A 15,800-nucleotide genomic window follows, 5' to 3' on the forward strand; every position below is an offset into this window, starting at 1 on the left:
GATCGTCGCCTTGCCGAGCCGAGCGTCAAGGACTTGGAACAGGACGTCGTTGCTGAACGTGTCTGTGTCGATCGTCGTCTTGCTACTGTCCGTGTATTTGATTTGCTCCGCCCCGATGTCATCTAAGACCAGGAGCGTGACGTCCGCGAGGCTCGTGATGATGTCATCCTGTGAGCCTTCGTTGCCGAACGTGCCTTTGATTTTGGTCAGGAGACGGGGAAGCGAGATGAAAACTGCGCTCTCGCCCTGCTCCTTGACCGCGTTGACCGCCGCCATACTCAGGTGACTCTTGCCCGTCCCGTAGCTTCCAGAGACGAGGAGCGTGCCTTTTAGCGTCTGCGTGAAGTGTTCGAACTTCCGCTTCGCTTCTGCGAGTTCGGGTGACGTCGGGGCGTATTCCGCAAACGACGCATGCAACAGTTTCTCGTTGATCGTCGAGCCGGAAGAAAACGTGTCTTCGAGCTTGCGCCGGATCATCTGCCGTTCGTTCTCGATTGCTTGCCTTGCGATGGCGAGGTCTTCGCACTTGCAGCCCTTGACGGCTTCGAAGTATTCCCCGACCTTCGGACCGAACGCGTATTGCTGGCGGACGACCTCGATCTCCTGTCCGCATCCTTGGCAGGTCCGGCGGTCGATGATTTCTTGCGTGAGGTCGGCTTGGGTCAGTCGTGTGATGGATTGCATGGTCTCGCCTCCTAGAAGGGAAGTTCCTTCCCGAATGTTGGATCGTAATGACTGTGGTCTGGTGTCGATGAGGTACGTTCTGGTTGTGAGAGGTCATGTTCATCCGTCCAACGTTCCTTCTCGAACCACCGTCCGCCGTCTTGCGGCTTGAGCCAGTGCTTGTTGTGTTCGAGATAACGTAGATAGTGTTGAAGACCTGTGGCGATGGTGTCGTGGGACGTACCTTTCTTGATGGCACGAGTGTAAGCGGCGATGGCTTTCTTCTTGTCGACTTTTTTCGGATAAAGTTTCCAGATTGATTCGAACAAGGAGAGGTCAACTTGTTGACCAACGGGTTTATTCTTTACTGACGTAGTCTCTGATGTAGTATCTGTTGTAGTCTCTGTTAAGGTTTTTAACCTTTCGTCAAAATGGATTTCGACCTTTGGGGAAATTGGATTTTCACCTTTGGGTAAAATGGATTTTGACCTTTGGGGAAAAACGGAATCGATGACGTGTTCCGGGTGAAGATGAATGTGAACCATCGGTGATCCGTCGAACTTGAACAGCCTCGTCTCGATGAATCCCTTCTCGACCAGTATCTTGATGGCACGGTCGAATTGCTTCGGTGTGATGCGGATTTCGTCATACCAGTCGGCGCGTCCCTTAGCCAACCAAAGCTTGCCTTCCTTCTGGACCCGGAGCTTCGAGCGTCCGTCCTTCGAAGGAAGATGCCAGTAGACGATTTGACCGAGGAGGATGCCGGAGAGCAAGTCTCCGGTCATGTCCACGTAGGTCTTCTTGACGCGAAAGGCGTCCTCTGCGAATCGCTCGATGGCGAGTAGTGATTGTAAGTCTTCCATATCGCTTCACTCCTTTAGAACGGTAAATCATCATCTGAGAGGTCGATACTGCCGCTGTTATTGCTGAATGGGTCAGCGCCGAACCCTGCTGGTGCTTCCTGTCTCGGTGCGCTTGCCTGCGGCGCTGGTGACGATGCACTATCCTTCTTCGATTCAAGGAACCGAACGCTGTCTGCGACGACCTCGGCGCGATATCGGCGTTGTCCGTCCTTGTCCTCGTAGCTGCTGATTTGTAAGCGACCCTCGACGCCAGCGAGTGAACCTTTCTTCAGGTACTGGGCGACGTTCTCGGCTTGTTTGCGCCATACCGTGCAATCGACGAAGTCTGCTTCTCGTTTGCCGTCTTGCCCTGTGAAGGGACGGTCACAAGCGAGCGTGAATCGTGTGACGGCGATGCCTGACTGGGTGTAACGGCATTCAGGATCACGTACTAATCTGCCAACCAATACAACTCTATTAATCATTTGAAATTTCCTCCTTGGTTATACCGAGATATTTGAGTTTGTTATAAACAGTCCGTCTAGTTATCCCTAGTCGCCTACTAATGGCAGTAGGCATATGACCGGACTGGTAAAGTTCTTTCACTTGTTGATCAACATCTTTATAGAAAGGGTGGTTCTTTTTATTCCGGAAACGCTCCAGAGCACTCATTCGAATTTTCTCTTTCCGTTCATCTGAAAATTTAATGCCTGTATGATGCAAAATCGTATGCTCGGCATGATCCAAGACTTCCAGATTTGAAATCCGGTTATCATGCTTGGTGTGATTTTTATGGTGGACCACCTCATCACTTTTCAAGTAACGTCCTAGTTGCATTTCCATCACGACTCGATGTTCCATGATGTATCCGTTTTTAGCTGCGTTCGGATGAGTGTGAATCAAGAGAGTCACATAACCTTTTGGCGTTCGTTTTCTACCGGTCACATCATGGCTGTCATTACCGATTTTGATGGTGTAGAACACTTGTCGTTCAAGTCTAGTCGGCATCTTGTCCCTCCCGAGCGCCCTTAGCGGACGCTCTTTTCGTAGTCTTGGTGGTGCAGGGCGTTCTCGCGTTCTTCCTCTAAGCAGATGTTGCAAACGAGTTCACCGAAGACGTCGCGATCCCCGCCGAACGGAATCATCTGCTGGCAGCGGGAACATTCTTCGAGTTCCTCGTATTCGTCCATCATCTTCATGCCGATTCCTCCTTGTTCGCCTCAGCCGCTTCCTTCTTCGCGTTCTCGATCCAGTCGTTGAGGGCGTTCTTGCGTCCGACTGCGCCACTCTGTTCCATTGCTGACGTGCCGTCCCATTTGACCTTCTCAAGCACCTTCTCTCGCGAGACAGCGTGCAATCCAGCAAGGATGTCGACGAGTTTGTTCAGCGTGTCGAGTTCCGTCTTCGTCGCCATGACTGCTTTTGGTGCCGGGTTCTTCGAGGCATTGTCGCTTGCTCCGTTCGCATCGTCGTCCACCTCACTCGCTAGTCCGAAGACCGAGGAGAGAGAGTAGCGTCGAGCGTAGGTGATGGCAGAACCGACCGCTTGCGGGGTTGCCTTCTGTCCGATCGGGAGCAGGAGCGGTTCGAACTCGATCCATTCACCGGATTCGTGCATGAGGAGCGTCTGGACGCCCGCCTTGTCGTTCTCGGTCACTGTGGTCTGGATGTAGCTTAGACCGTGCTTAGGTGCCGTCTCTGCGATGCTGTCGACCACGTTGTCGAGTGGGACGTACGTCGATTTGAAGTGCGGGTTCTTCGCCGACTTCTTCGGTTGGGTCACGTCTTGCTGGAAGGCAGCGAGTGCCTTTGCGATGCTTGCGATGGAGTCTGATCGTTTCATGTCCGTTCCTCCTCTAGCAGATGCGGATGCTCGTAAACGTTGCCGATGACTTCAACGTGTTCCCAATACAAATCCAATGCTTTGCGCCCATCGTTCCCTTTTAAAATCCATGAATTTTTTGATTCAAGTTGAACTTCTTCAATAGCCGGCTCGCAATTTCGATGGCGTAATACGATGTCCCCTTCATAAATCTCATTGCTTCTTATGTCTTTGAAATTAGTGCACAAGAGAATCTCGCCGCTTTGCATCTCGTCCATCCAAGTTGTCGAATCGCCAGATAAGTCAAACGGTCCAAGCATTTCACCGTCAAAAGTGAAAGTTTTAAATTTGTAATCACTCATGTCCGTTCCTCCTTATTTGATTTGTAGGTTCATCTTGTCGACCAGCCGGGCGCCGTCGATGGCTTCCCCTGCCTTGAGCGCTTTGCTGATCGCTGTCTTATCCGGCTCCTGCACCGTCTTCGTCCGTAGGAGACCGACTGGCAACGCGTCCGCGTCCGTGATCTCGACGCTCGTGCTCTTGCGGTAGGACACCGTGAAGAGCGCCGTCTCGAGCTTCTTGACGTCTGCGATGCTCAGGCACTCGTCGACGTATTCGGTCAGGCGTTTCGCCTTCGCCTCGCGCAACTTGCGGCGTTCAGCGAGCCGTTGTTCCTCTGCCTTGAGCGCGGCGGCTTCGTTCAGGAGATGCTGGCGGAAGTGGAGCACGCTTTCGACCTTGCCTTCGAGTGCCTCGTCGAGTGCTTCGAGGGTGTCGGCGATGACGTCTGAACCCTGCATGTCTTCGATGTCGAAGGAGGCGATGGCGTTCAGCAGTTGTTGCTTCTGTGCGGAGAGTGCGTATAGGGTTGTCATGTGAGTTCCTCCTCTGGAACGTCTTCGATTGGGATGCAACGGTCTAATTCGTCTTTGAAGGCTTGTGGCATAACGCGTTCAATCGATTCATCCCAGTAAGGTGTTGCCACCGCGTGCATCACATCTGTTCGGAATCCTGCTTTCAGCCATCTGCCACTGAGTTGGAACGCCCCGACCCATTCGTTCGGACGTGCCAACATCTCTTTTCGTACATCAAATCGTTTCATGTCCATCGTCATTTCCTCCTTAGCGTCCGAGATCCCGTAGGATTTCCATCGCTTGATTGGTATAGTCTTGCAAAGTGGCGTGTTGCTCGTCCGTCAAGCCGAGGGCGTCGTGTTCAGCGACCAGTAGCTCGATCAGCGTGACGAGGCGGGGTTGCGCTTCTGCGACTTCCGTTGCCCGTTCTGCGAGAGCTTGGAGTGTCATAACGCCGCCACCACCTTCGCGTCGATGGATTCTTCGGCACCGAGGAACAGGTTGTTCTGCTCGTCGAGGGCGTTCTCGATCGTGTACAGCTCTTCGTGGATCTTCTTCAGGAAGGCGTGCACCGGGTGGTCCTTGTGAAGCAGGTGTGACGCGTCTGCCATGTGTTTATACGATTGTTCGAGTGCCGCATGGATGGCGTCGATCTTGACCGGACCCTTCGCGACGAGTGCCATGATCTCGGGCGTCGTCTGGACGATCGCGGGAAGCTGGCGGTTAATCTTGTGTGTCGTGACCATATCGTTTCCTCCTTGTGAGGGTGCATGCTACAATGAGAATGTCTAGTTATCAGAGAGCATGACGCCTTGTGTGTCGTGCTTTTTTATTTGCCGTAAATCCGTTTGACCTCGCTCCAGTTGAGCAAGAGGACGAGGATGAAGATGCCGATGCCAATTAGGAGAACCATGGCTGTTTACGCTCCACGTAGAGAGTAGCGAGCGTGACTGGGACGAGAATCAGGTTGACCATGCCGAGGTAGTAGAAGAAAGCGATCATGTTGTCATCTCCTTAAATGAGCATGTTTTTCTTGAGTGTGATCGTAGCGTCGAGCGTGTCTCGGAGTACCTCAAGGTCTTGGACTGTGAAGAGTGCTGATTCCGAACGAATCGAGAGACTGACATGATCCTCAAGTTCAGCTTCCGTTCCAGCACCTGGGATGCCGATTTCGATAAAGTGTCCTTCGTCGCTGTATACGTCGAATGTTTGTTTGATGACGAAACCTGGTTTCATAATGTGACCTCCTCGATCGTGAGTTGTTGGTTCGCGTGTTTGATCAACAGGCGGAGTTCCGTGTCCGGTGCCCATTCCGTGATGAATTCGAACGCGTCATCGAGCTTGCGTTTCGCGAGGTCGCCGTATCGTGCCATCTTGAAGTGACGCTTGAACTCGCTCCAGAACTGGGCGTAGGCTTTCGAGCGAATCGATTTGTCGCGGTAGGCGTTCGAGTCGGTGCCGCCGAGTGCCTTGATGACTTGCGTGCTGCCGGACTTCTTGACCTGATATTCTTCCGTCGTGTTGATCCGCATCGAGTTCTTCAAGTAGCTGACGTCTTCCGTGAGTTCTGACAATTGTTGTTCCTGCTCCGCTTGTTGCATCGCGATACGTGCCGTCAGTTGCGTTTGCGTGAGGGCGAGCGGTTCTTCTTGCTCCATCTGGTGGAATCGATCCACATAAGTCGCGGTGAAGAGAATGCCTTTATCGCCTGTCATCTTGTTCGCGATCATGTCGCAACCTTTGCGAGTGACGAGGTAATGTTTGTATTTCTTGCCAGTGCCAGCTTGATATTCCGATTCGATGAAGAAATCATCAGAACGCAGATTTGCGTTTTGACTCATGACTTCCGTGTAGCGTTCGACGTCACGAATGAGATCCGCATGACGCTTACCTGTCATGTCTGCGATTTCTCGACTATCGATTGTTTGGATTGATTGCTTACGCTTGGCATCGATACCAGCGAGCATTTGGAATGTTGTTGTGACCATTTGTGTTTCCTCCTTAGTTTTGTTTGCTGCGCATCCACGCATCGAGATCGTCACGGTGATACCGGGCATGACGATTGACCATGCTTGCCTTGAGCGTCTTATCGATTCGTGCGTTGTAGAGCGTTCGTTTCGAGTACCCCGTGTAGTCTTGCGCTTCCGACTCCGAGAACCACACCTTGCCAGCCGACTTCTCGACTTCATCGCGGACGATCTCGGAGATGTATGCTTTTAGCTGTTCCGGGGTAAAGGTCAATACAATCGTTTCTTGCATGTTTTCACCACCTAACGTACGATAAAAATGTATTTATCCATTAATTCCGTACTTCTTCTTCAAAAAAAAGTTCCTCCACTGTCGTATGAAGAATTCGTGCAATCGCTAACGCCTGACCGACGTAAATGTTCTGTTCGCCTGATTCCATCAAGCTGACGTTCGTCGACTTTTTGTATCCTAATTTTCTCGCGACATGGATCTGGGTGATCCCGAGTTCCTCACGTCGCTCCCGCATCCGTTCCCGTCCTGCAAACTTCATTTTGTCACCTCCTTGTTTTCTGGTGTACCCTTACTATAAATCCATTATTTCCGTATGTCAATGCTTTTTATCCATTAATTCTGTATATTGTTTTCTGAATGGCAAAATAACCATTTTTTCGGTAGAATAAAGGTGCATGAAATGGTCTGCACGATTAGGATAGTATTTAGAAAAGAGGTGGACTTATTTTGGAGACAACGTATAGGAGTGAGATCGAAATAATGGATACTATGGGAGATCGCATTCGTACGCTGCGCGTAGAGAGAGGTATGAGCCAGGTAGCAGTTGCGAAGAGATTAGATGTGAAGCCGACGACGTATAATAGCTGGGAAAGAAACGCCACTAAGCCGAAACACGAGAAAGTATTAGAGATCGCCGACTTCTTTGAAACGACTTTAGATTATTTATATGGTAGAAGTAACGATAGACATATATCTTTGGATGACTATAAGATGGAGAAACTTTTAGAGAATAAAATTTTACGTATATTTGGAATGAGCGAAGAAGAACTGTCTTCATTAAGCAAAGAGGAATTCGATAGAATAATAGATTATTCGAAGTATGTGATCCATAACCACAACATGGAAAAAGCGAAAGAACGGGAAAGAAATAAAGACGCCGACTAAATGGGCGTCTTTTTCTATGTTATTTTGTTTTTAATGTGATCGTCTTAGCAATTTCGTATTTTTTCATAAGTTCAGCGTCCAACTGGAAGGCGACGGTATCACCGAAATCGTCGGTAAAACAAACTGCGATGGGTCCCTTATTCTCCAAAAACTTATCCAGGTAGCTGTCGTCATTTTGTTCTGACTTATAAACTGCAACTGTCCCCATTCATCCAATCCCCTTCGTAGCTCGCATCAAAATACGAACATTTATTCTACATATGATTCTTTACTCATAGTAAATAACTTTGGAAAATAATGCAATAGACCCATTACAATATTTTCTCACGTTTGGTAAAGAATCGTTCGACACGAAACGTCAGACTTTGTCGAATGATATTTACTAAATCGCATAAACCCGCCTCATATCGGGAACCTGTTTGGGTTAGAATGAGTATGGATATACATAACATAAATGGAACGCATCGGAATTAGCAAGGGTCTTGCTAAAGGAGGATATAAATTGGAAGAGAGAAGACGTTCGGATAGACGGCGCTCGAAGCGGAGATTGATATGGATCGTCAGTGTATTCGCTATTCTACTTGTGGTTGCGGGCGCTTATCAATGGTTCAATCGTGAGGAACCCATCGCCGCGAGTCAGCCGAAGCAAGAAGCAGTCCAGAAGAAAGTAGCCGCAAAGGAAAAAGTTGCAGAGAAGAAATCAGAGGTGGAAACCGAAACGGTTGAACCGGAAAAGAAAGAGGTATCGACTCCGGAAGAACCTGTTGTTGAAGAACCAACACCGGCTGAACCCGAGATGACTGATGTCGAAAAGTATCCGGAAGCCATCGAAAGTGTTGTACGGATCGGCGAGAACATGAACGCGATCTACGTAGCAGCAGATGAACTGGAACAACGTTTCACGCCCTATGTCGAAAAGGATGGATTACGACAATTTGAATTCGTCCCGCGTGAAGAATTGAAGGACTTGTTTGTTTACGACAGCAATCTCTCGATCGAGATCACGTCCAGTACGCATTTTGATGCACCGGATTACACGCAAGAAGGATTCCGTCAGACGCGCGAAGCACATCTAATCATCGTCAAGGAACTGGAACAACTGGACGCACTCCTTGAGGATTACCGAGGGAAGTTCCGCCAAGACCCAGAAGGAACGCTTGCTCAAGTCAAAGGCCATTTTGAACGGATCAAAGCGGCCACACAGATGGACTTGCCTGGATTCGAACAATTCTTCAAAACTGCTAAAACCGAAGGCTCATAAAAAGGTGTACACTGAAGGCACTCAGGTGCCTTTTCTTACAGACGATTTTCGAACGTATGTACGTAAAAGGAGGAACATCATGAACTACAAAATCATCAAGCTCAACAACGGCAAGTACTGGACCCGCCTCTCGTTGACGGCGAAGGACGGGACGCGGTACCAGCCGAGCAAGACCGCCCGGACGCAAGGTGAACTCAAACGCTGGGCGATGGACGAGATCCGCAAGAACGAGGAAGGATTGACCGGACGCAAGCGGACGATCCGCGTCGCCGACGTCGTGACGGAGTACATGGCGAAGCAGGCGAACCTACTCAAGGACATGACGCTCCACATCCGCCACTATGAGTTGCAACGGCTCGTCCAACATTTCGGCACCCGCGACATCAACAAGCTGACACGCAAGGAACTGATCGAGTGGACGGACCAGATGGCGCTCATGCGGGGCATCAAGACGAGTAGCCGCAATGCCGGTGCCCGTCACATCAACGCCCTGCTCAAGTACGCCCGTGAACAGGAATACGTCCATGACCGTGAACTCCGTATCCCGATGCGCCGCGAGTACAAGGAACGGGAGAAGATGCTCTGGACGATTGACCACATCAAGCAGTTCGAGGAGCGCTACAAGGACACTCCGGAAGCGAAGCTCTACCTCACCTTGATCCACACGGGCATGCGGAGCAATGAAGCGCGGTCGCTCGGCTGGGAACAGGTGGACTTCAAGAATAACCTCATCCACGTCGAACGGCAAGCCCATCAGCCGTACAAGGCAGGCATCAAGACCTGGGCGACGGTCAAGACGGGCGAGAGCCGGATCATCCCGATGAGCAATCGTCTCCGCAAGATTTTAGAACGCTGGCGTTTCGAGCAACGGACGTGGCTGCACGAGCGTGGCGCAGAGAACGCACAAGACCTCGTCTTCACGCTCACGAACGGGCAGTACATCTACGACGCGTTCGCGACCCGGACATTCAAACGTCTGCTCGAAGAGACAGACTTGCCCTCGATCACGTCGCACACACTCCGTCACACCTATGCGACCTTGCTCATCCAGGAAGGGTTGCCGCTGACCGGGGTGCAGGCGATGCTCGGGCATGCCAACTTGAGTACGACGGTGCAGACGTATCTACACGTGACCGACGAGATGAAGGACCGGACACGGACCTTGCTCGATGCGATGTACGACGACAAAAACGCCTGATTCGAACACAAGATGTGCAGATTCTGTGCAGGTGTTTTCCGGTGCATACCCCGTCCTTTCTCGAAACGTAGTGATACCAACGGTTTTGATGAAAAGTAAGTAGGTTATTTCCCGTCTGTTATTTTACATTAAGTAAAATGATTCGATTTTTTTAGCAGAAGCGGGTATACTACAACTATAGAAAGGATGAGTGCTGATGGAAGAAGTCGCAATCCAAACGGCTCTTTGTCCCAAAGTCGAACATGCCTTTGAAATCTTAGGTAAGAAATGGACAGGTCTGATTTTACGTCACTTGTTGACGAAGACATGTCGTTTCAATGAGATTCAAGATGCCATCCCCGAATTATCAGGTCGCATGCTCACGGAACGTATGAAGGAGCTCGAAGCGGAAGGCATCGTCATCCGGACTGTCATTCCCGATCGTCCGATTAAGATTCAATACAGTTTGACCGACAAAGGGCATCAACTCGAACCGGTCATTCGTTCCATTGAGGAATGGGCCGAACTACAAGACTAATGTATGAAAAAGCATCTTCTTCGGAAGGTGTTTTTTTATATGATATTTTGAAATTGATAATCATTATCAATTAAAGTAAAGAAGTACAGCGAAAGGAGGAACATGCATGCAGATTGCAATTGGATTCGTCAGCATGTCCGGTAATACGGAAGATATCGTCTCGATCATTCAACGTGAGCTCGAGCAACACGATGTCAACGTGACGATCACAGAACTGGATCAATTCGTCGGGGAGGATCTATCACGTTTTGATGGTCTACTACTCGGCTCATATACATGGGGAGACGGTGATTTACCGTATGAAGCAGAAGATTTCGTCGAGGAGCTACGGAAACAATTTTTAGACGGGATGCCGGCTGCTGCTTTTGGTTCGGGGGATCTTGATTATCCGAAGTACTGCGCAGCCGTTGATTTGATTGAAGACGCATTAAAAGAAGCTGGGGCGACCATCGTCACGAATGGCTTGAGGATTGAGTTTGATCCGAACACACCGGAGAAACAAGCCGCTTGTCGCGCGTTCGCACAGACGTTTCATCGCTTTTTGCAGCAGGTCCATTCATAAGTATCGTTTGAATCCGTCATGTAAGGGAATTCTTAAAACAGACTCTATGAAAGTGAGATGAATGTTTTTATGACGATTCAAGCACTCGTCTTTGACGTCTACGGTACATTATTCGATGTCCATTCCGTCAAAGAGCAAGCAGAGGAGCTGTATCCGGGACACGGAGAAGCGATCAGTAAACGCTGGCGAGAGAAACAACTGGAGTACTCCTTCTTGCGACAATTGAACGGACAATATGTGCCGTTCAGCCAAGTGACACAAGATGCCCTCCGTTATACGTTACTCGAACTGAAGCTCCATGTGACCGAGGAACAAATCACGACTTTAATGGAGACGTACCTGACACTTGATGTGTACCCAGAAGTTAGCTCTGTTCTCGAGACGATGGCGCATAAACGTTTGGTCGTCTTCTCGAATGGTTCCCATGATATGCTCGATCCGTTGATCGAACAGTCAGGTTTAGCCGATCGGTTCGAACATCTCGTCAGTGTTGATGACATCAAACACTATAAACCAGCACCTGCTTCTTATATGCATGCGTTGAACACACTCGGTTTAAAACGCGAGGAGATCCTCTTTATGTCCTCGAACGGTTGGGACATCACCGGGGCAAAGAGTTTCGGCTTCAAAACGGCATGGATCAATCGAAACGGACTTCCGGTCGAAGAATTAAATCTTGATCCGGATCGCATCTATGATGACTTGACCGGTATCACTGAATGGCAATGAACGAACAACAGCGGACTCCTTTTTAGGAATCCGCTGTTTTAATGGATTAGTAATTGGAAAGACGTGAGTAGCCCTTCTTGAATAGATCGAGTTTCAGCCCGCCCTCTTTTTCGATGAAGAAGAGGTATTCGTTTTGATCCGTATCTTTATAAAAGACCTTAAATAACGTCACAGTTCGTTTTTTATTGTTTTCAACAGCTGTCACCTCGTGCTTCGAGATCACTTCTGCTTGGACTTGTTCCGCATCCATCTTTTGAATCATCGGTTCGAATGACTTCTTCTCTTGATCCGTCACTGGTGTTCCGGGAGCAATCATGAAATAATCATCACTCGCCTTGTTCGTTAAACCGTACTTCCGATCGACGATGACGACGTTACTGAGCTTCCCATTGATTGTCTGATCAAAAGCGTACAACTTTTGAATCCGGGTTTTTTCCCCTTCTGCTCGTCCGATTTCGTAAAGTGGACGTTGTTTCGTGTTCGTCTCGACCGCTTTTTTATCGGGTACGAGTTCTTCCTTATAGGCGACTTGGTATGCGTTGACGATTTCTCGGACCTGAAGTCCAATCGCGACGATGACCAGTACCGCTAACAATGCGATGATGACTTTTTTCATTCCATTTCCCCCAAGTTGTTCGGATTCCTTACTTTAAATCTAGCCCAGGTTCTGCATTCATGGCAAGTGTCGAATAGCGTAACGCGCGATATGGATGAATCGCAGCCGCTCCGATCATCGCCGCATTGTCTCCACACAAGTGCATCGGCGGAATGACGAGATCGATTCCTTCCTTCGCACACGTTGCTTCGAGACCGTTACGTAATCCTTTATTAGCGGCGACGCCACCAGCAAGCAGCAGTTGACGTCCCCCTTTATCCTTCACGGCACGGATCGCCTTCGTCACGAGTACTTCGACGACGCTCGCTTGGAAACTCGCAGCTAAATCTTCCGGGATGATCACTTCTCCCCGTTGCTCAGCGTTATGCACGGCATTGATGACCGCTGACTTTAAACCGCTGAAGCTAAAGTCATACGAGTCCTTCTCGAGCCAGACGCGTGGAAAATGGAACGTATCCTGCCCGGTTTGTGCCAACTGGTCGATTCGTGGACCACCTGGATACGGTAACTTCAATGTTCGAGCGACTTTATCATATGCTTCTCCCGCGGCATCATCACGTGTTTCACCGATGACTTCATATACACCGTCTTCTGGCATGTAAATCAGTTCCGTATGCCCACCTGATGCAATCAAACAGACGAGCGGGAACTCAAGCTCTTGCACGAGACGATTCGCGTAGATATGACCTGCGATATGATGAACACCGATCAAAGGCTTATTATGCGCAAAAGCAAGTGTCTTTGCCGCACTGACACCAACGAGTAAAGCCCCGACCAGTCCGGGACCTTCCGTGACAGCGATCGCATCGATATCGTCGATCGTGACGTTTGCTTCCGTCAATGCATCATCGATGACGTATGTGATCCGTTCGACATGATGTCGTGATGCCACTTCAGGCACGACTCCACCGAATCGTTTATGACTTTCAATTTGAGACGAGACGACATTCGATAAGACGTTGGTTCCTCCACGAACGACGGCAGCCGCCGTTTCGTCGCAGCTCGATTCGATTGCTAGAATCAATGGTTGTGTCATAAGTCTTCTCCCTCCAGCTCCAGCCAATAGATGGCAGCATCTTCATTGTTGTCCTGATAATATCGTTTTCGGATACCAACATAGTGAAATCCGAGTTTTTCATATAAGGTTCGCGCCGGTGTGTTCGAGACACGTACTTCAAGTGTCATCGCTCGTAAATCGAGTGCACGACCGACCGCGATCAACGCCGTTAGCAAGTCTTCCCCAAGTCCTTGTCCGCGGTGCGACTGCTTGACGGCAATATTTGTAATATGTCCTTCATCCGCAATATGCCACAGACCAGCAAATCCGACGATTCCGTCTTGATCGGCAACGACATAATAGGCATTCGGATTTTGTGTCATTTCTGCTTCGAAGGCATCCAGTGTCCACGGTGTCGCAAACGATTCGAGTTCGACGGCGTGAACACCTGCAGCATCGTTTACGGTCATGCGACGAATCCCCTTACTCATGACGCTGTGCCTCGATCCATTTCGCTTCTGCTTCAGCCAGACGCAGGTAACGTGGCTCAAACGCATGCGCTTCGACTGAATCGCGTGTTGCACCGAGTAAGGCGAGCACTCCGGCACGCGGCGTCCGAAACGCAGGAGCCGCCTTTTCAAATGGTTGAAGAAGTTCTTCAAATGTATCGACGTCTCCTGTGACAAGCGTATCTGGCGCTAACGTCTTCACAAAAGAGGCGATTTCGACATGTTGTTCTTCACCGATTCGTTGCCCAGCGTCGTATACTCCGACAAAACCTGATCCACGTCGTGCATCTTGAATCGCTGCAACACGTCCCGTATGACCTGTCGAAGCTGCCATCAGTTCAAGTGTCGAGACCGCAACCAGTTCGATACCGAGTGTATAGGCAAGCGTCTTCGCTGTTGTCGCACCAATCCGTAATCCCGTATAAGAACCAGGACCGTCAGCAACGACGACGCGTGTCAGTTGGGATGGTGCCCACTTCGCTTCCGCCATCAAGCGCTCAAGTAACGGCATGAGTTTTGTCGCATGATTCAAAGACGTGACGTAAGAAGCTTCTGCTACGATCTGTTTTCCGTTTGAAAGAGCGACCGATAATTGTTTCGTCGATGTATCAATAGCTACGATTTTCATGATTTCAATCCCTCACATAATGTAATGTATCGTTCTCCGATCGGCGTCAGCTCAAAACGTCGACTATCGTCACCCGTTCGCGTGATCGTGATTGCCAACCGTTCCGGTGGAAGGCTGTCCGCAATCAATTCAGACCACTCGACGACGGCGACGCCTTCACCATTCAAATATTCTTCAAGTCCGATATCATCACCGGAACCTTCCAGGCGATAGACATCCATATGATAGAGAGGGAGACGTCCCGTATAGACTTTCATGATCGTAAAGGTAGGGCTGTTGACATGACGCGTCACACCTAATCCTTTCGCAAAGCTTTGCGTAAAAGTCGTTTTCCCAGCACCTAAATCTCCGTCAAGCGTAATGACCATCCCTGCTTCAGCACGTCGTCCGAGTTCAAGAGCCAAGGCAGTCGTTTCTTCCAAGCTGTTCATTTCCAGTTCTATCATACGATGTCTCCTCCTTTAATACGCACTGTTCGTCCTTCTCTATTGTACCGGACGAAAAAGGCAAAAAAAAATACGAAACGCTGAACGTTTCGTAGTAAAGTTGAAGTTAAGTTTAAAATTGGTTGCGGGGGCCGGATTTGAACCGACGACCTTTGGGTTATGAGCCCAACGAGCTACCAGACTGCTCCACCCCGCGACGATAAACGTTTCGGATTTGATTATTTAAAAATTGGTTGCGGGGGCCGGATTTGAACCGACGACCTTTGGGTTATGAGCCCAACGAGCTACCAGACTGCTCCACCCCGCGATGATATAACGTTTCGACAGATATTAATATAACATGTGTCTTTTAAATTGGCAAGTCTTTTTGCCTCATTTCTTTTTACTAACTGTCATAATGAATATTCTTCTATACTGATACGAAAGGAGTGAACAGATGGGATACTTATTAGATTTACGAAAAATCGTAGGAAATCGACCGTTGATCAGTGTAGGCGCGACCGTACTCGTCATGAATTCACAATTTGAACTGCTATTTCAATATCGTTCGGATACGCACAGTTGGGGGCTCCCCGGTGGTTCAATGGAACCGGGTGAGACACTTGAAGAAGTCGCGATGCGTGAGTTGCAGGAAGAAACCGGACTTCAAGCACAAAGCGTTCAACTGCTAGACGTCTTTTCTGGTCCTGATTACTTCTTCCGTTATCCAAATGGTGACCAAACCTACAGTGTGATTCATCTCTTTCAAGCAAAAGACGTATCCGGTACATTACAAATGACAGATGGAGAGAGTCTCGACTTACAATATTTCTCCTTAAATCAATTACCAGCACCTCTTGAAGCGCGTGCTGCAGCACTATTACGTCAAATCAAGTCTCGCCTTCTTGACACAACACCTTCTTTTTAATCTAGATGCTTGTCTTAAAACTGACTTGATGACGGATTGACGTTCACTTGTCAGTTTTTCTATTTCTTTCGGGACTACACACAAAAAACCGACCTGCAATCTGCA

The 15,800-nt window shown here is 49.3% G+C and carries 28 protein-coding genes and 2 tRNA genes; 7 read left to right on the forward strand and 23 right to left on the reverse strand.

Annotated elements, in window-relative coordinates; all coding sequences use genetic code 11:
- The 15 genes from B4F99_RS08780 to B4F99_RS08850 form a co-directional block, all read right to left on the reverse strand.
- Window positions 1-684, reverse strand: a 684-nt coding sequence (locus tag B4F99_RS08780) for an ATP-binding protein (protein WP_290756934.1), incomplete at its 3' end; no start/stop codon positions are given.
- An 11-nt stretch (window positions 685-695) separates the two neighbouring features.
- Window positions 696-1,526, reverse strand: a complete 831-nt coding sequence (locus B4F99_RS08785; protein ID WP_290756937.1) for a hypothetical protein — start codon at window positions 1,524-1,526, stop codon at window positions 696-698.
- A 14-nt stretch (window positions 1,527-1,540) separates the two neighbouring features.
- Window positions 1,541-1,990 carry a single-stranded DNA-binding protein gene (locus B4F99_RS08790; RefSeq protein ID WP_290756940.1) on the reverse strand — a complete coding sequence of 150 codons (450 nt, stop codon included), beginning with the start codon at window positions 1,988-1,990 and terminating at the stop codon, window positions 1,541-1,543.
- A complete protein-coding gene (locus B4F99_RS08795) occupies window positions 1,983-2,513 on the reverse strand; it encodes an HNH endonuclease (RefSeq protein WP_290756943.1) in 531 nt (176 codons plus the stop codon). Before B4F99_RS08795 ends, B4F99_RS08790 begins: the two co-directional genes overlap by 8 nt.
- 20 nt (window positions 2,514-2,533) lie before the next feature.
- Entirely contained in the window at window positions 2,534-2,704 is a 171-nt protein-coding gene (locus tag B4F99_RS08800) for a hypothetical protein (RefSeq protein ID WP_193748169.1), read from the reverse strand.
- Window positions 2,701-3,348 carry an ERF family protein gene (locus tag B4F99_RS08805; protein ID WP_290756947.1) on the reverse strand — a complete coding sequence of 216 codons (648 nt, stop codon included), beginning with the start codon at window positions 3,346-3,348 and terminating at the stop codon, window positions 2,701-2,703. The genes B4F99_RS08800 and B4F99_RS08805 overlap by 4 nt, the downstream gene beginning before the upstream one ends.
- Window positions 3,345-3,689, reverse strand: a complete 345-nt coding sequence (locus B4F99_RS08810) for a YopX family protein (RefSeq protein WP_290756950.1) — start codon at window positions 3,687-3,689, stop codon at window positions 3,345-3,347. Before B4F99_RS08810 ends, B4F99_RS08805 begins: the two co-directional genes overlap by 4 nt.
- Window positions 3,690-3,701: 12 nt before the next feature.
- Complete coding sequence (locus tag B4F99_RS08815) at window positions 3,702-4,202, reverse strand: siphovirus Gp157 family protein (RefSeq protein WP_290756953.1); 501 nt, start codon at window positions 4,200-4,202, stop codon at window positions 3,702-3,704.
- On the reverse strand, window positions 4,199-4,435 hold the full coding sequence (locus B4F99_RS08820; RefSeq protein ID WP_290756956.1) for a hypothetical protein: 237 nt from the start codon (window positions 4,433-4,435) through the stop codon (window positions 4,199-4,201). Before B4F99_RS08820 ends, B4F99_RS08815 begins: the two co-directional genes overlap by 4 nt.
- Window positions 4,436-4,448: 13 nt before the next feature.
- The gene (locus B4F99_RS08825; RefSeq protein ID WP_290756959.1) at window positions 4,449-4,631 is read right to left on the reverse strand and encodes a hypothetical protein; all 183 of its coding nucleotides are present in this window, start codon (window positions 4,629-4,631) and stop codon (window positions 4,449-4,451) included.
- Window positions 4,628-4,927: a hypothetical protein gene (locus B4F99_RS08830; protein ID WP_290756962.1), complete on the reverse strand. Its 300-nt coding sequence runs from the start codon at window positions 4,925-4,927 to the stop codon at window positions 4,628-4,630. Before B4F99_RS08830 ends, B4F99_RS08825 begins: the two co-directional genes overlap by 4 nt.
- 268 nt (window positions 4,928-5,195) lie before the next feature.
- Window positions 5,196-5,417: a hypothetical protein gene (locus B4F99_RS08835; protein WP_290756964.1), complete on the reverse strand. Its 222-nt coding sequence runs from the start codon at window positions 5,415-5,417 to the stop codon at window positions 5,196-5,198.
- Entirely contained in the window at window positions 5,414-6,169 is a 756-nt protein-coding gene (locus B4F99_RS08840; protein WP_290756967.1) for a Rha family transcriptional regulator, read from the reverse strand. Before B4F99_RS08840 ends, B4F99_RS08835 begins: the two co-directional genes overlap by 4 nt.
- Before the next feature lie 13 nt (window positions 6,170-6,182).
- On the reverse strand, window positions 6,183-6,440 hold the full coding sequence (locus B4F99_RS08845; RefSeq protein WP_290756970.1) for a helix-turn-helix domain-containing protein: 258 nt from the start codon (window positions 6,438-6,440) through the stop codon (window positions 6,183-6,185).
- A gap of 40 nt (window positions 6,441-6,480) precedes the next feature.
- Entirely contained in the window at window positions 6,481-6,699 is a 219-nt protein-coding gene (locus tag B4F99_RS08850; protein ID WP_290756973.1) for a helix-turn-helix domain-containing protein, read from the reverse strand.
- A 221-nt stretch (window positions 6,700-6,920) separates the two neighbouring features.
- On the opposite strand from B4F99_RS08850, the gene B4F99_RS08855 reads away from it, so the two are divergent.
- A complete protein-coding gene (locus B4F99_RS08855; RefSeq protein WP_290756976.1) occupies window positions 6,921-7,325 on the forward strand; it encodes a helix-turn-helix domain-containing protein in 405 nt (134 codons plus the stop codon).
- Between the two features lie 19 nt (window positions 7,326-7,344).
- On the opposite strand, the gene B4F99_RS08860 is transcribed toward B4F99_RS08855, so the two are convergent.
- On the reverse strand, window positions 7,345-7,533 hold the full coding sequence (locus tag B4F99_RS08860) for a hypothetical protein (RefSeq protein ID WP_290756979.1): 189 nt from the start codon (window positions 7,531-7,533) through the stop codon (window positions 7,345-7,347).
- Window positions 7,534-7,827: 294 nt separating this feature from the next.
- On the opposite strand from B4F99_RS08860, the gene B4F99_RS08865 reads away from it, so the two are divergent.
- From B4F99_RS08865 to B4F99_RS08885, 5 genes are all read left to right on the forward strand, one after another.
- Window positions 7,828-8,586 carry a hypothetical protein gene (locus B4F99_RS08865; protein ID WP_290756982.1) on the forward strand — a complete coding sequence of 253 codons (759 nt, stop codon included), beginning with the start codon at window positions 7,828-7,830 and terminating at the stop codon, window positions 8,584-8,586.
- 79 nt (window positions 8,587-8,665) lie between these two features.
- Window positions 8,666-9,784 (forward strand): tyrosine-type recombinase/integrase, encoded by a 1,119-nt coding sequence (locus B4F99_RS08870; protein WP_290757003.1) that lies wholly within the window; start codon window positions 8,666-8,668, stop codon window positions 9,782-9,784.
- Window positions 9,785-9,980: 196 nt separating this feature from the next.
- A complete protein-coding gene (locus B4F99_RS08875; RefSeq protein WP_290757006.1) occupies window positions 9,981-10,301 on the forward strand; it encodes a winged helix-turn-helix transcriptional regulator in 321 nt (106 codons plus the stop codon).
- A gap of 106 nt (window positions 10,302-10,407) precedes the next feature.
- Window positions 10,408-10,863, forward strand: coding sequence for a flavodoxin (locus tag B4F99_RS08880; protein ID WP_290757009.1), 456 nt, complete (start codon window positions 10,408-10,410; stop codon window positions 10,861-10,863).
- A 69-nt stretch (window positions 10,864-10,932) separates the two neighbouring features.
- Window positions 10,933-11,592, forward strand: a complete 660-nt coding sequence (locus tag B4F99_RS08885) for a haloacid dehalogenase type II (RefSeq protein WP_035410831.1) — start codon at window positions 10,933-10,935, stop codon at window positions 11,590-11,592.
- Between the two features lie 46 nt (window positions 11,593-11,638).
- On the opposite strand, the gene B4F99_RS08890 is transcribed toward B4F99_RS08885, so the two are convergent.
- From B4F99_RS08890 to B4F99_RS08920, 7 genes are all read right to left on the reverse strand, one after another.
- Window positions 11,639-12,208, reverse strand: coding sequence for a hypothetical protein (locus tag B4F99_RS08890; protein WP_290757012.1), 570 nt, complete (start codon window positions 12,206-12,208; stop codon window positions 11,639-11,641).
- 28 nt (window positions 12,209-12,236) lie between these two features.
- Entirely contained in the window at window positions 12,237-13,244 is a 1,008-nt protein-coding gene (gene tsaD / locus B4F99_RS08895; protein WP_290757015.1) for a tRNA (adenosine(37)-N6)-threonylcarbamoyltransferase complex transferase subunit TsaD, read from the reverse strand.
- Window positions 13,241-13,675 carry a ribosomal protein S18-alanine N-acetyltransferase gene (gene rimI, locus B4F99_RS08900; protein WP_035410841.1) on the reverse strand — a complete coding sequence of 145 codons (435 nt, stop codon included), beginning with the start codon at window positions 13,673-13,675 and terminating at the stop codon, window positions 13,241-13,243. Before rimI ends, tsaD begins: the two co-directional genes overlap by 4 nt.
- Before the next feature lie 13 nt (window positions 13,676-13,688).
- Entirely contained in the window at window positions 13,689-14,342 is a 654-nt protein-coding gene (gene tsaB, locus B4F99_RS08905) for a tRNA (adenosine(37)-N6)-threonylcarbamoyltransferase complex dimerization subunit type 1 TsaB (RefSeq protein ID WP_214852007.1), read from the reverse strand.
- The gene (gene tsaE / locus B4F99_RS08910; protein ID WP_023469616.1) at window positions 14,339-14,788 is read right to left on the reverse strand and encodes a tRNA (adenosine(37)-N6)-threonylcarbamoyltransferase complex ATPase subunit type 1 TsaE; all 450 of its coding nucleotides are present in this window, start codon (window positions 14,786-14,788) and stop codon (window positions 14,339-14,341) included. Before tsaE ends, tsaB begins: the two co-directional genes overlap by 4 nt.
- 119 nt (window positions 14,789-14,907) lie before the next feature.
- Window positions 14,908-14,984: transfer RNA gene (locus tag B4F99_RS08915), tRNA-Met, on the reverse strand.
- A gap of 34 nt (window positions 14,985-15,018) precedes the next feature.
- Window positions 15,019-15,095: transfer RNA gene (locus tag B4F99_RS08920), tRNA-Met, on the reverse strand.
- Between the two features lie 129 nt (window positions 15,096-15,224).
- Here B4F99_RS08920 and B4F99_RS08925 point away from each other — a divergent pair.
- On the forward strand, window positions 15,225-15,695 hold the full coding sequence (locus B4F99_RS08925; RefSeq protein WP_214852004.1) for an NUDIX hydrolase: 471 nt from the start codon (window positions 15,225-15,227) through the stop codon (window positions 15,693-15,695).
- Window positions 15,696-15,800 lie beyond the last annotated feature (105 nt).

The organism is Exiguobacterium sp. UBA3491 (assembly GCF_002377745.1).
GTDB lineage: Bacteria > Bacillota > Bacilli > Exiguobacteriales > Exiguobacteriaceae > Exiguobacterium_A.